General features: G+C 76.2%; 18 protein-coding genes. 6 read left to right on the forward strand and 12 right to left on the reverse strand.

The window, feature by feature from the left end:
* On the forward strand, window positions 1–462 hold a 462-nt coding region (locus AC5FZL_RS11100), incomplete at its 5' end, for a DAK2 domain-containing protein (protein ID WP_493618647.1).
* Window positions 455–994: a ribose-5-phosphate isomerase gene (locus tag AC5FZL_RS11105; RefSeq protein WP_493618648.1), complete on the forward strand. Its 540-nt coding sequence runs from the start codon at window positions 455–457 to the stop codon at window positions 992–994. The genes AC5FZL_RS11100 and AC5FZL_RS11105, both read left to right, overlap by 8 nt.
* A 10-nt stretch (window positions 995–1,004) precedes the next feature.
* Here AC5FZL_RS11105 and AC5FZL_RS11110 read toward each other — a convergent pair whose 3' ends face one another.
* From AC5FZL_RS11110 to bla, 7 genes are all read right to left on the reverse strand, one after another.
* On the reverse strand, window positions 1,005–1,532 hold the full coding sequence (locus AC5FZL_RS11110; protein ID WP_493618649.1) for an AAA family ATPase: 528 nt from the start codon (window positions 1,530–1,532) through the stop codon (window positions 1,005–1,007).
* 35 nt (window positions 1,533–1,567) lie between these two features.
* Window positions 1,568–1,825 (reverse strand): DUF8836 family protein, encoded by a 258-nt coding sequence (locus tag AC5FZL_RS11115; RefSeq protein WP_493618650.1) that lies wholly within the window; start codon window positions 1,823–1,825, stop codon window positions 1,568–1,570.
* Between the two features lie 88 nt (window positions 1,826–1,913).
* Window positions 1,914–2,324, reverse strand: coding sequence for a PPOX class F420-dependent oxidoreductase (locus AC5FZL_RS11120; protein ID WP_493618651.1), 411 nt, complete (start codon window positions 2,322–2,324; stop codon window positions 1,914–1,916).
* 54 nt (window positions 2,325–2,378) lie between these two features.
* Window positions 2,379–3,149, reverse strand: a complete 771-nt coding sequence (locus AC5FZL_RS11125; protein ID WP_493618652.1) for a class I SAM-dependent methyltransferase — start codon at window positions 3,147–3,149, stop codon at window positions 2,379–2,381.
* Window positions 3,150–3,192: 43 nt separating this feature from the next.
* A complete protein-coding gene (locus AC5FZL_RS11130; RefSeq protein ID WP_493618653.1) occupies window positions 3,193–3,948 on the reverse strand; it encodes a phosphotransferase in 756 nt (251 codons plus the stop codon).
* 20 nt (window positions 3,949–3,968) lie between these two features.
* Window positions 3,969–4,505 carry a DinB family protein gene (locus AC5FZL_RS11135; protein WP_493618654.1) on the reverse strand — a complete coding sequence of 179 codons (537 nt, stop codon included), beginning with the start codon at window positions 4,503–4,505 and terminating at the stop codon, window positions 3,969–3,971.
* 36 nt (window positions 4,506–4,541) lie between these two features.
* Window positions 4,542–5,510 (reverse strand): class A beta-lactamase, encoded by a 969-nt coding sequence (bla, locus tag AC5FZL_RS11140; protein WP_493618655.1) that lies wholly within the window; start codon window positions 5,508–5,510, stop codon window positions 4,542–4,544.
* Window positions 5,511–5,936: 426 nt separating this feature from the next.
* Here bla and AC5FZL_RS11145 point away from each other — a divergent pair, with 426 nt between their 5' ends.
* On the forward strand, window positions 5,937–6,458 hold the full coding sequence (locus AC5FZL_RS11145; protein ID WP_493618663.1) for an antibiotic biosynthesis monooxygenase: 522 nt from the start codon (window positions 5,937–5,939) through the stop codon (window positions 6,456–6,458).
* Here the strand turns inward: AC5FZL_RS11145 and hisN are convergent.
* Window positions 6,397–7,239 carry a histidinol-phosphatase gene (hisN, locus tag AC5FZL_RS11150; protein ID WP_493618656.1) on the reverse strand — a complete coding sequence of 281 codons (843 nt, stop codon included), beginning with the start codon at window positions 7,237–7,239 and terminating at the stop codon, window positions 6,397–6,399. The genes AC5FZL_RS11145 and hisN overlap by 62 nt on opposite strands.
* A 51-nt stretch (window positions 7,240–7,290) precedes the next feature.
* On the opposite strand from hisN, the gene AC5FZL_RS11155 reads away from it, so the two are divergent.
* Window positions 7,291–7,614: a DUF2087 domain-containing protein gene (locus AC5FZL_RS11155; protein WP_493618657.1), complete on the forward strand. Its 324-nt coding sequence runs from the start codon at window positions 7,291–7,293 to the stop codon at window positions 7,612–7,614.
* Between the two features lie 21 nt (window positions 7,615–7,635).
* The gene (locus AC5FZL_RS11160; protein WP_493618658.1) at window positions 7,636–8,247 is read left to right on the forward strand and encodes a hypothetical protein; all 612 of its coding nucleotides are present in this window, start codon (window positions 7,636–7,638) and stop codon (window positions 8,245–8,247) included.
* Between the two features lie 43 nt (window positions 8,248–8,290).
* Here the strand turns inward: AC5FZL_RS11160 and AC5FZL_RS11165 are convergent, their stop codons facing one another.
* Genes AC5FZL_RS11165 through AC5FZL_RS11180 form a run of 4 tightly spaced genes read right to left on the reverse strand, consistent with a single transcriptional unit; the run spans window position 8,291 to window position 11,838 of the window.
* Complete coding sequence (locus AC5FZL_RS11165) at window positions 8,291–9,016, reverse strand: ABC transporter permease subunit (RefSeq protein ID WP_493618659.1); 726 nt, start codon at window positions 9,014–9,016, stop codon at window positions 8,291–8,293.
* On the reverse strand, window positions 9,013–9,957 hold the full coding sequence (locus AC5FZL_RS11170) for an ABC transporter ATP-binding protein (RefSeq protein ID WP_493618660.1): 945 nt from the start codon (window positions 9,955–9,957) through the stop codon (window positions 9,013–9,015). Before AC5FZL_RS11170 ends, AC5FZL_RS11165 begins: the two co-directional genes overlap by 4 nt.
* Window positions 9,954–10,871, reverse strand: a complete 918-nt coding sequence (locus AC5FZL_RS11175; protein WP_493618661.1) for an ABC transporter permease — start codon at window positions 10,869–10,871, stop codon at window positions 9,954–9,956. The genes AC5FZL_RS11170 and AC5FZL_RS11175 overlap by 4 nt, the downstream gene beginning before the upstream one ends.
* Window positions 10,855–11,838 (reverse strand): ABC transporter ATP-binding protein, encoded by a 984-nt coding sequence (locus tag AC5FZL_RS11180; RefSeq protein WP_493618664.1) that lies wholly within the window; start codon window positions 11,836–11,838, stop codon window positions 10,855–10,857. The genes AC5FZL_RS11175 and AC5FZL_RS11180 overlap by 17 nt, the downstream gene beginning before the upstream one ends.
* A gap of 82 nt (window positions 11,839–11,920) precedes the next feature.
* Between AC5FZL_RS11180 and AC5FZL_RS11185 the strand changes: the two genes are divergently transcribed.
* The coding region (locus AC5FZL_RS11185) for an MFS transporter (RefSeq protein WP_493618662.1) at window positions 11,921–12,430 on the forward strand (510 nt) is incomplete at its 3' end.

A 12,430-nucleotide genomic window follows, 5' to 3' on the forward strand; every position in this document is an offset into this window, starting at 1 on the left:
TGGGCCTCGCGGGCCGGGGGCACCTCCGGGGTGCTGTGGGGCGCGGCGCTGACCGCGATCGGCGCGCGGCTGGGCGACGCGGGAGCGCCCGCGGGGGCCGACGTGGCTGAGGCGGTGCGCAGCGGGTACGAGGCGCTCGTGCGCCTCGGTGGCGCGCAGCCCGGTGACAAGACGATGCTGGACGCCTGGGAGCCGTTCGCGACGGCTCTCGCCGAGGCGGTCGCCTCGGGGCAGGAGCTGCCCGCGGCGTGGGCGGCGGCGGCCGAGCGGGCCGACGAGGCCGCGCGGGCCACGGCGGAGCTGCGTCCGAAGGTCGGACGCGCCCGGCCGCTGGCCGAGCGCAGCGTGGGGACCCCCGACGCGGGGGCGGTCTCCTTCGCGATGAGCGCCCGGGCGGTCGCCGGGGTGCTGGCAGAGCGGTCCAGCGGGACCGCGGACATGACGGAGGAGCAGGATGGCTGAGCAGCTGAGGATCGTCGTCGGCAGCGACGACGCGGGACTGCAGTACAAGGACGCGCTCAAGGCCGACCTGGAGGCCGACGAGCGGGTCGCGGAGGTCGTCGACGTCGGCGTTCACGCCGACGAGGGCACCGCCTACCCGCACGTGGCCGTGGCCGCGGCGCGGATGGTCGCCGACGGCCGCGCCGACCGGGCGCTGCTCGTGTGCGGCACCGGCCTGGGCGTGGCGATCAGCGCCAACAAGGTGCCGGGGGTCCGGGCGGTGACCGCGCACGACGGCTTCTCCGTCGAGCGGGCGGTGCTGTCCAACGACGCGCAGGTGCTGTGCTTCGGCCAGCGCGTCATCGGGCTGGAGCTGGCCCGCCGCCTCGCCAAGGAGTGGCTGGGCTACCGGTTCGACCCGTCCTCGGCCTCGGCGGCCAAGGTCGCCGCGATCGGGGAGTACGAGACGCAGGGACCGGGCGCCGGTGTGGACGCCGACGCCAAGGGGGAGCTCGCCTCCTCCGAGGACGCCGCCCTGGCCCGCTGCGACTGAGAGCAGCGCCTCACGCGCCTGCGAGGACGGCCTCGACGTCGACCACGGCGTCGAAGCCGTCGTCGCGCAGCAGCCGCTGCGCGTCGAGCAGGGAGCGCCGGTGGGCGTGGCGGGCCAGCACGTCCACCGGGACGCGCCGCTGCGGCGGGCGGGCGGCGGTGCGGGCCAGCAGGACCTCCACGTCCAGCGCGGGCATCAGCACCGCCACCGCCGGCAGGCCCGCCGCGTGCGCGGCCCTGACGTGCGGCACGCGCTCGCGGCGGCGCAGGTGCGTGGCGTCGGCGAGGTAGCCGCAGCCGCGCGCCAGCAGGTCGGCGGCGGCCCGCTCGGCGCGGCGCACCGCGGCCGAGGAGTGGTCCTGCAGCGCGCGGGGCTCCCGCCCGGCCGCGGCGTCCTGCGCGCTCAGCGCCACCCGCTCGTCGTCGAGGCTCACCACGCGCTCGGGGGGCAGGCCCGCGGCCACCAAGCGCTCGCGCACCGTCGTCTTCCCCGAGCCGGCGGCGCCCACGAGCACGACGACCGAGGGCTCGAGGCCCACCGTCGTCGTGCTCGCCGCTGCCGGCCCGGTGGCGCTCAGGCCGTCCGCCGCAGCGGCACGACCTCGTCGCCCAGCTCGGGGCGCTCCACCGGGTGCTCCACGAGCGCGATGACCCGGTTGGCCATGAACCGCGCGGTGCGCACCGGCGTCCCGCCGCGGGTCACCTCGGTCACCTCGACGAGCCCGCGGCCGTGGGTCACGTCCACCCGGCGACCGGCCCGCGTCGCCTCCACCTCGTAGGTGCGCGTGGCGCCACCGGCGTCCACCACGACCTCGACGCGATCACCCCTCATGGGGCTCACCTCTTCCCTGCTCGATGTCCTCACTGAGTACAACGCTGCAGGTCAAAGGCACATTCCGGTTCTCCGGGGGGTGTGCCGCTCACTCCGCGGCGGCGGCTCCCCAGCCGTGCCAGCGCTCGATCGTCACGTGCGCGCTGACCCGCGGGCTCGTCCGGTTCGGGTAGTCCTGGCCGGTGTAGTGGCGGGAGAGGCGGTCGATGTCGCGCAGCCCCTCGTCGTCGACGATCGAGGTGACCCGACCCTGGACGCTGACGTGGGTGTACCAGTCGTCGGAGGCGAGCGCGGTGAGGGAGACCCGGGGGTCGGCCTGCAGGTGCTTGAGGCGGGCCCGGCCGGCGTCCAGGCCGAGCAGGATCGTGCCGTCGTCCTCGACGAGGTACCAGGTGGCGACCGTGACCGGCCGCCCGTCGGCGGCGACGGTGGCCATGACGGCGGGGTTGGGGCGGGCCAGCAGCGCGGCGACGTCCGGGGGCAGCGGGGGGTTCGGCACGCTCCCAGCACACCGGAGCGGGACGGCGGTGTCCACCCCGGGCTCAGCGGCGGCTCAGCCCGGGGCTCGCTCCGGGCGGCGCGCCTCGAGCAGGAACCGGCCGGTGGTGGCGACGAAGGCGCCCTCGGCGCGGATGCGCTCGTGGATCGCGAGCAGCTGCGGCCGGAAGCGCTCCGGGGTGAAGCCCGGCACGATCCACACGACCTTCCGCAGGTAGTGGACCACCGCGGCGACGTCGGAGAACTCCAGGCGGAGGGTCTGCGTGCGCACGTCGGTGACCTCCAGCCCGGCCCGCTCGGCGGCGGCGACGGCGGCCCGGGGGCTGCGGGGGCGCAGCACCACGTCGTCGCCGAGCACCGCGCGGGTGAGCTCGGGGGCGGTGAACGGCCCCACCTGCTGGGACAGGTACGCGCCTCCCGGCGCGAGGACGCGAGCGACCTCCGGCCACACCACCACGGTCGGGTGCCGGCTCGTGACGAGGTCGAAGGACTCCTCGGGGAAGGGCAGCGCCGCGTCGTCGGCGACCTCGTGGACCTCGGCCCCGAGCGGGGCCAGGGCGCGGCGGGCGAGCGCGACGTTCGGCGGCCACGACTCCGTCGCGGCCAGGCGCGCAGGTGCCCGCGCGATGCCGGCCAGCACCTCGCCACCGCCGGTCTGCAGGTCCAGCGCCGACGTCGCCCGGCCCATGCGCTCCGACAGCAGCCGGGCGTAGCCCCACGCCGGGCGCTCCTCGCTCGCCCGGCCCGCGAACCAGGAGAAGTCCCAGCCGTCCACCGGCACGGAGGCGCCCTCGGCGAGGAGCTCCTCGAACGACGGCGCGGTCACCGGGCGATGCTCGCACCGGCGGCGGGCCCGCGTCAGCCGGGTTTCAGGCGCTGAGGTGCGCAGCGGTGCGCGCGACCCAGGCGGCGTCACGCCGGTAGAGCACGGCGTGGGCCGCGAGGTGCTCCGCGCCCGCTGCGGCGGCGCGGGCGTCCGCGTCGTCGGCGAGGTCGCGCAGGCGCCCGGGCACCGCTGCGAGGACGGCCCCCGGGCTCAGCGCCACGCCGGAGGCCGCGGCGTACGCCGCGCACAGCGCCTCCAGGCGCCGGCGGCGCTCCGCCGTGCCGCTGGCCAGCGCGTCGCCGTTGCCGGGGTGGGCCAGCGGCACCAGCCGGTGGGCCAGGTACGACAGGTCCCACACCCGGGGCCCCGGCGAGGCGGTGTCCCAGTCGATGAGGCCGCACAGGCGGTGGTCGTCGTCGAAGACGAGGTTGTAGGGCGCGACGTCGTTGTGGCAGACGACCTCGACCGGCTCGTGGACGGGCACCTGCCAGACCGCGCCGGCGAGCGGGAAGCCGGCGGTGGCGCGGTGCAGCGCCCCGAGGAGCTCCGCGGCGCTGGTGAGGACGTCGTCGGCCCACACCCACGGGGGCAGCGGGTAGTGCGGGACGGTGCCCGGCAGGTGGCTCAGGACCTCGCGGCCCCGCTCGTCCGTGCCGAGGGGCCTCGGCACCCCGGGAAGCCCGGCGGCGCGCACGTGCTCCAGCAGCCGGTGGACGGTCGGCGTCCACGGCCCCGCGCTGCGGTGCACGGCGTCCCCGCGCCGCACGACGGTGCTGCTGTTCCCGCCGGCCAGGGGCACCTCGCCCGCGTCGTCGCGGCTCAGGGCTCCGGCTCCTCGCCGACGGCTCCGTCGGCCTGCTCGCGCAGCAGGTCGAGGTGGCCGAGGTGGCGGGCGGTCTCTTCGACCAGGTGCAGGAGGATCCAGCGCAGGGACCGCTCGCCGCGGGCGGAGAGGTCGTCGAGCGACTCGGCAGCGGCCACCACGGCGTCGCAGCGCTCGGCCTCGACGGCGTAGGCGGCCAGCAGCTCGGCCATCGCGACGCCGTCGGGCACGTGCAGCTCGGCGTCCGGGTCGTCGTCGGTCCAGTCGAAGACGAGGTCGGGCTGGCCGGCGAAGACCTGCCGCAGCCAGGACCGCTCGACGTTGGTCAGGTGCCGCACGAGGCCGTGCGCCGTGAGCCCCGTCGGCGTGCTCACCGAGCGCAGCACCTCGTCGGAGGCGCCGCCGACCTTCCAGGCCACCAGCTCGCGCTGGCGCTGGAGGAACCCGAGGAGGGCGGTGTGTTCGTCGCCGCGCGCAGCGGGCTCGGTGATGCCGCGCCGGATCCCGTTCGTCGTGCCGCTGCCGTCGTCCATGCCCGCATCCTGGCGCAGCGCACCGACGGCGGGGGCTCACGCCGCCGGCGCTGCGGTCAGCGCGCCGACCGCCACGGCGGCGGCGGTCGCCACGAGCGCGTCGTCCGGCTCGGCGTCCGGCTCGTCGTGGGTGCTCATCACGGCCACGACCAGCGGGCCGGCCCCGGGCGGCCACACGACCGCGACGTCGTTGCGGGTGCCGTAGGAGCCGCTGCCCGACCTGTCGCCGACCCGCCAGCCCTCCGGCACCCCGGCGCGCACCAGCGCCGTCCCGGTCGTGCTGGCGACGAGCCACGAGGTGAGCAGGCCCTGCTCGGCGGTCCCGAGGGCGTCGCCGAGGACGAACCGCTGCAGCCCCGTCGCCAGCGCCCGGGGGCTGGTCGTGTCGCGGGGGTCGCCTGGCGCGGCCTCGTTGAGGTCCGGCTCGGTGCGGTCCGCAGAGGTCACGTCGTCGCCCAGCGCCCGCAGCAGCGCGGTCAGGCCGGCCGGGCCGCCGAGGTCGCGCACGAGGAGGTTGGCCGCGGTGTTGTCGCTGAGCCGCACCGCGGCTCCGCACAGCTCGCGCACGCTCATCCCGGTCGCCACCCGCTCCTCGGTGGCGGGGGAGTGCGGCACCAGGTCGTCGGCCGTGTAGCTCAGGACCTCGTCGAGCCCCGCACCGGCGCGGCGCTGCAGCACCAGCCCGGCCGCGAAGGCCTTGAGGGTCGAGCAGAAGGGGAACCGCTCGTCGGCGCGGTGGGCCACGGTGCGCCCCGATCCGGTGTCGAGGGCCCACACGCCCAGGCGGGCGCCGTGCTGGGCCTCCAGCGCGGTGAGCTCCGCCGTCCGGTCGACCGGCGCGGGAGACGGGCTGGACGGCGTCGCGGGCGGTGCAGTCGCCGGTGGGGCCGCGCGGTCGTCGCCGGAGGCGCACGCGGCCAGCGGCGCGGTCGCCACCAGGGCGAGCAGCGCGCGCCGCGACAGCGGCCAGGTCACGGGTCCTCCTCCGGGCGTCGGAGGCACCATCGTGGCGGATCCGGCCCAGCAGCAGGTCGATGAGCGGCCTTCACCGCCGAGGCGTGGTGGCGGCGCCGCTCTGCACCACGACTCCTGCTCCACGCTCGGCGGACTGGCCGAGGTGCCCCTCGCGGACGGCCACGACCAGCACGAGGAGCCTGAAGCAGCAGCGGGGGAGTGAACCCGTGGTCGCGCGTGCCGCGCGGAGCCGTCACCCGCTCGGCGTGCTCCCGTGGTGCCGCGCTGCTCCTCGGACGCCGGTCGTGAGGGCCCCTGGACGGCGGATCGCGCGGCACGAGAGGAGCAACCGGCGTCCCGCGACGCCCGCGCGGGCCCGACCATGGGGGCGTGGACACCGCTGCACCCCCTGCTCCTGCGCCCGCCCCGGTCACCGTCGCGGTCACCCGCCGCTCCGACCCCTCCCGCGAGGGCGAGATGTCGGCGTGGGTCCGCTCGGGCGCCAGCCTCGCCGAGCGCTTCCCCGGCTTCCTCGGCGCCGGGTGGGTGCGCCCGGGCCCCGGTTCCAGCGACTGGCACATGCTCTACCGGTTCGCGGACGCCGCGGCGCTCGCGCGCTGGGAGGGCTCCGACGAGCGCTCGTGGTGGCTGACGTCGGCGCAGGGGATCGTCGAGCACACCCGGGTGGAGCGGCGCACCGGCATCGAGGGCTGGTTCGACCCGCCGGCGCACAGCAGCGTCGAGGAGGCCGCTCCCGCGCCGTCCCCGCCGCCGCGCTGGAAGCAGGCGGTGGTGATCTGGTGCGCGTTCTTCCCGCTGAGCGTGCTCGTCGGGTACGCGCTGGCACCGGCGGCGGGCGGCGTGCCTCTGTGGCTGCGCACCCTGGTCACCACCGTGGTGATGACGCCGCTGATGACCTACCTGGTGCTGCCGCGGGTCACCCGTGCGCTGGAGTGGTGGCTGCAGGGCCGACCGGCTCCGTGGCGGCGGGAGCGGTAGCGGCCAGCCGTTCGAGCACCTGCTCGTGCAGGACGCCGTTCGAGGCGACCGCGCTGCCCCCGAAGGGCCCGTCGACGCCGTCCACGGAGGAGAACCGCCCACCCGCCTCGGTGACGAGGACGGCGAGCGCGGCCATGTCGTGCAGGGCCAGCTCGGGCTCGCACGCGACGTCCACGGCGCCCTCGGCGACGAGCGCGTAGGACCAGAAGTCGCCGTAGGCGCGGGTGCGCCACACCTGCCGGGTCAGGTCGAGGAAGCCGTCGAGCCGGTCGTGGTCCTGCCACTCCCAGATCTCCGAGTGCGACAGCGAGGCGTCGGCCAGGTCGCTGACCCCGGACACCCGCAGCCGGGTGGCCGACGACAGCCGCGGGCCGCTCCAGGCCCCGGTGCCGGTCGCCGCCCACCACCGCTTGCCCAGCGCCGGCGCCGAGACGACGCCGAGCACCGGGACGCCGTCGTCGAGCAGCGCCAGCAGGGTCGCCCACACCGGCACCCCGCGGACGAAGTTCTTCGTGCCGTCGATCGGGTCGACCACCCACTGCCGCCGGGCGGAGCCCAGCGTGCCGCCCATCTCCTCGCCCAGGACGGCGTCGCGCGGGCGCACCCGGGCGAGCTGGCCGCGCACGAGCTCCTCCGCGCTGCGGTCGGCGTCGGTGACCGGCGTCAGGTCCGGCTTGGTCTCCACCTGCAGGTCCTGCGCGCGGAAGCGGGAGGTGGTCAGGGAGTCGACCGTGTCGGCGACCACGTGGGCGAGCCGCAGGTCGTCGTCGTAGCCGGGCACCGCTGCACCGTAGCGGCCGGGTGCCGCGCCCGCCCTGCTTAGAGTTCTCCCGTGGAGGTCAGCGGGTCCGGAGGCAGCGACCCCGTGCTGCTGCGGCAGGCCCTCGCCGGGCGCGAGCGGGTGCTGCGGGCGTTCCTGGACGACGACGGCCGGCTGACGAGCATGCCGGCCAAGCACTCCAAGCGCCTCGTCGTGCTCGACCACGTGGCGCGGGTGTTCGAGCCGGGCGTGCGCTACCCCGAGACCGAGGTCAACGCCATGGTGCGGGCCTTCCACGACGACGTCGCCATGCTGCGCCGCTACCTGGTCGACGAGGGCTTCCTCGACCGCGACCACGGCGTCTACTGGCGCACCGGCGGCACCGTGGTGCTCTGATGGCCCGGTGATGGTCCTCTGATGCGCTGGTACGCCGCGAACCCGGCCCGCCGCGCGCGCCAGGTCGGCGTCGACGCCTTCGTCGCCGTCTTCGCCCTGGCGTGCGTCCTGGCCGGGCGCGCGGTGCACGAGGCGGTGGCGCGCCTGGCCGCCCCCGGCCTGCGCCTGCAGGAGGGCGCCGGCGGGCTCGCCGACCAGCTGCGCGGGGCGGGCCGGACGGCGTCCGACCTGCCCCTCGTCGGCGACGGGCTGAGCCGCCCGCTGGACGGCGCCGGCGCCTCCGCCGAGCAGCTGGCGGACGCCGGCTCCTCCCTGTCCTCGGCCGCCGAGTCCCTGGCCGACGTGCTGGGACTGGTGGTCGCGGTGCTGCCGATCGTCCTCGTGGTGGCGCTCTGGCTGCCGCCGCGGCTGCGCTTCGCCCGGCGGGCCGGTGCCGCGCAGCGCTTCCTGGGCGCCGGCGCGGGGGAGGACCTCCTCGCGCTGCGGGCGCTGGCCTCCCAGCCGCTGAGCCGGCTGTCGGGGATCAGCGCCGACCCGCTCGGCGACTGGCGCCGTGGCGACCCCGCCGCGGTGGCACAGCTCGCGGCCCTGGAGCGCCGCGCCCTCGGGCTGCCCGCCGCGCCCCGCCGCTGAGCGCCGCGGCGAGAGGGCGGCTCAGCAGCGGCTCACGGGCGGGTCAGGACTCGCTGACCAGGCGCAGGGTCCGCAGGCGCTGCCCGGCCCACCACGTGCAGCCCAGCAGCACGAGCAGCAGCAGCGGGATCCCCACGAGGTCGACCGCCGAGGACACGCCGAGCGCGCTGGCCTGGTCGCCGACGATCCGCTCGGCGATCGCGAGCGACCACTGCTGGATGCTCAGCGCCTGGGCGCCGGGCACGAACTGGCCGATCAGCGACTCCCAGACCAGCACGTAGACGAGGCCGATGACGACGGCGTTGCGGCTGATCACGGCGAGCATGACGAACAGCGCGCAGTAGGCCAGCCCCGCCGCGGCGGCGGCCACCCCGAAGGCCAGGGCGATCCGGTCGGCGGTGCCGGTGAGCACCAGGCCGGCCAGCAGCGTCGGCAGCGCGCCCAGCACCAGCACCACGAGGGCCGCGACGGCGACCTTGGTCACGACGATGGTCATCCGGCTCAGCGGCTTGGACAGCAGGTAGACGATCGAGCCGTCGTCGATCTCCGGGCCGATCGCGCCGGTGCCGGCGATGAGGCCGAGCAGCGGCACGACGGTGGCCAGGGCGAAGCTGGCCAGCACGCTCACGGCCAGCCGCTCGTCGGCGCCCGCCAGGCCCCGGGCGACCGCGCACAGGGCCAGCAGCACCACCGGCAGGGCGAGCAGGAGGAGGATCCGGCGGCGTCCGAGCAGGCTGCGCGCGGTCAGCCGCGCCACGGTGGCGTTCATCGCGACACCAGGTAGGTGAAGACGCTCTCGAGCGACTCGTCGGCGGGGGTGACCTGGAAGAGGCGGATCCCGTGGCGCCCGGCCAGGGCGGGCAGCGCCCGCACGAAGGTGGAGAAGTCGGTGACCTGCACGTGCAGCGACCCGGCCTCCCCGCGCGCCCGGTCCTCGCGCCCGGCGCCGACGAGCTCCACGCCCGAGGCGCTGGGCTCGGCGATGAGCGCCGAGGCCAGCGCGCGGTCGTCGTCGGAGCGGATCGTGTACTGGTGCGGTCGCTCGGTCATCAGCCGCCGGATCTCGCGGAAGTCGCCGGAGGCGGCGTGCCGGCCGGCGACGACGACCTGGATCGTGGTGGCGATCTGCTCGACCTCCTCGAGGATGTGCGAGCTGAACAGCACGGTGCGCCCCTGCTCGCCCATGGCGTGCAGGAGGTCCATGAGCTGCAGCCGCTGGCGCGGGTCCATGCCGTTGAAGGGCTCGTCGAGCAGCAGCACCGGCGGGTCGTGCACGAGCGCGGTCGCCATCTTCACCCGCTGCTTCATGCCCTTGGAGTAGGTGGCGACGTCGCGGTCCTGCGCAGCGGTCATCTGCACGACCTCCAGCGCCCGGTGCGCGGCCGCCTCGGGGTCGGGCAGCCGGTGCAGGCGCGCGTTGGCCAGCACGAACTCCCAGCCGGTGGCGCCGTCGTACATGCCCTCGCGCTCGGGGACCAGGCCGATCCGCCGGTAGACCTCCTCGCGGCGCCAGAGCTGCTCGCCGTCGAGGGTGACCGTCCCGGAGGAGGGCTCGAGGAAGCCGCCCATCATGTGGATGAGCGTCGACTTGCCGGCCCCGTTGGGGCCCAGCAGACCGGTGACGCCCGGGCCGATCGTCATCGTCACGTCGTTGACCGCGACGACGTTGCCGAACCAGCGCGAGACCTGGTCGAGGACGAGGGTGCTCACGACACCGACACCTTCCGGTAGCGCAGGACCAGCAGGCCGTAGCAGGCGGCCACCGCGAAGAGGTAGACGAGGATCCCGACGGAGGTGCCGAGCGCGTCGGGCGGGCCGCCACCGGTCCCGCCGCCGAAGACGTCGTCGCTGACCGAGGCGACCAGCGTGGGCGGCGAGAGGAGGCGGCTGTAGCCGGCCAGCGTGCTGCTGCCCTCGTTGCCCGCGATCGCCTCGACCGAGGCCTGGACCCCGGACAGCACGAGCAGGACCGTGACGATCGCGGCGACCCCCAGGCCGCGCCGGGGGGTGACCGCGGCGATGACCAGGGCGATCCCCGACAGCAGCACCGCCAGCAGCGCCGCCTGGCCCAGGGCGCGCAGGTAGTCGCCGGCCTGCTCCCCGAGCGGCATCTGGGCCAGCAGCGCCCCGGCCAGGAGGATCGTCAGCGGCACCGCGAGCAGGAAGAGGACGGCGCCCGCCAGCCCGGCCCAGCGGGCGAGCACGTAGTCCACGCGCTCCATCGGCCGGGAGAAGTACAGCGAGATCACGCGGAAGCGCAGGTCGCGCGAGACGAGCACCGGTGCCTGGGCCGCGACGAAGATCGCCACCAGCACCTGCAGGTTCTCCGGGTAGGCGGTGTAGTTCAGCGGCAGCTGGTTCGCGCGGGTGACCGACGCGACGATGACGAGGATCAGCGCGGGCAGGCAGATCGCCGCGAGGAGCAGCGCCGGCACCACCTTCGAGCGCGCCGAGCGGCCCAGGCCGTACGCACCGCGCAGGCCCTCGAGGAACATGGCGCGCCAGATCGCCCCGCGGCCCAGCCGCGGGCCGTCGTAGTGGCGGTAGCCGATGTCGTGGATGACCCCCTGCTCGGAGGCCCCCGTCTGCTGGGGGAGCCCAGCGTGCTCAGGCGCCGTGGACACCGAGGGCCTCCGTGGGGTCGGGGGTGCGGTCGGGGTCGGACGCCGTGGCCGGCGCTGGGGTGGTGAACATCTCCGACATGCGGTGGCGGCGGCGCTCCACGCGCACCAGCCCCAGCCCGAGGCGCACCGCGCCGTCGCGCACGGCGTCGTAGGTGGTGTCGTCGCGCAGCTCGACCTCGAGCACCCGGCCCGCGGGGGAGACGGCGAGGCCGCCGGCGCGCAGCAGCGCCGCCAGCTGCTCGGTGCCGCCCTCTGCGCCCCCCTCGGCGCCGCCGTCCACCTCCACGGCGAGCAGGGAGCTGGCCGCGGTGACCTCCGCCGTCGAGGACGAGCGCAGCAGCTGCCCGCCGTCGATGACGACGACCGCGTCGCAGACCCGCTCCAGCTCGCCGAGCAGGTGGGAGGTGACCAGCACGGAGATGCCGAACTCGGTGCCGATGCGCCGGATCAGGCCGAGCATCTCGTCGCGGCCGGCCGGGTCCAGGCCGTTCGTGGGCTCGTCCAGCAGCACCAGCTGGGGGTCGTGCGCGAGGGCCTGGGCCAGCTTGACCCGCTGGCGCATGCCGGTGGAGTACCCGCCCATCGGCCGGTACCGCTCCTCGTAGAGGCCGACGTGGCGCAGGGTGTCGGCGGCGCGCTCGCGGGCGGCGGTGCGCGGCAGCCCGGCGAGCTGGGCCATCTGCACGACGAACTCCGTCGCCGATGAGTCCGGGGGCAGGCTGTCGTGCTCGGGCATGTAGCCCACCCGCTGGCGCACCTCGGCGCCCTGGGTGACGACGTCCAGGCCCAGCACGCTGGCGCTCCCGGACGTCGGGGGCAGCAGCCCGAGCAGCATCTTCAGGAGCGTGGACTTGCCGGCGCCGTTGGCCCCGATGAGCCCGACGACGCCCGGAGCGACGTCGACGGTGAGGTCGCTGACGGCGGTCACCGCACCGAACCGCTTCGTCAGGCCCTGCGTCATGATCAAGGACACGGCCCGGACCCTACGCGGTTCTGCCGCCGCGGGGGAGCCCCGCGGCGGCGTGGCGGGTGTGCGTGAGGATGCTGGCGTGAGCACCGGGCCCGCGCCGAGCCGCCGGGCCGGTGGGGGCCTCCTGCTGCTGGGCGTCGTCCTCGTCGCGCTCACCCTGCGGGGTCCGCTGGTGGCGGTGGCCCCGGTGGCGCGGGCCCTGCAGGCCGACCTGGGCGCCACCGCTGACCAGGTGGGCCTCCTCACCGGCCTGCCGGTGCTCTGCTTCGGCCTGGCCGCGCCCCTGGCCGTCCTCGTCATCGCCCGCACCGGGCCGCACCGCGCCGTGCTCGTCGCCCTGGCCGGGGTGCTGGTCGGCACCCTCGTGCGCTCGACCGGGGGGATCGCGGTGGCCCTGGCCGGCACGCTGGTGCTCGGCCTGGCCATCACCATCGGCAACATCGTCGTGCCGGTGGTCATCGGCGCGGACTTCGCCCGCAGCGCCGGGGTGGTCACCGCGCTCTACGGCGCCGCGCTCAACGTCGGCTCGGGCCTGACGTCGTCCCTGACCGCCCCGCTGGCCGACCACGTCGGCTGGCGCACCGCGCTG

This window comes from Quadrisphaera sp. DVD1, assembly GCF_058932755.1.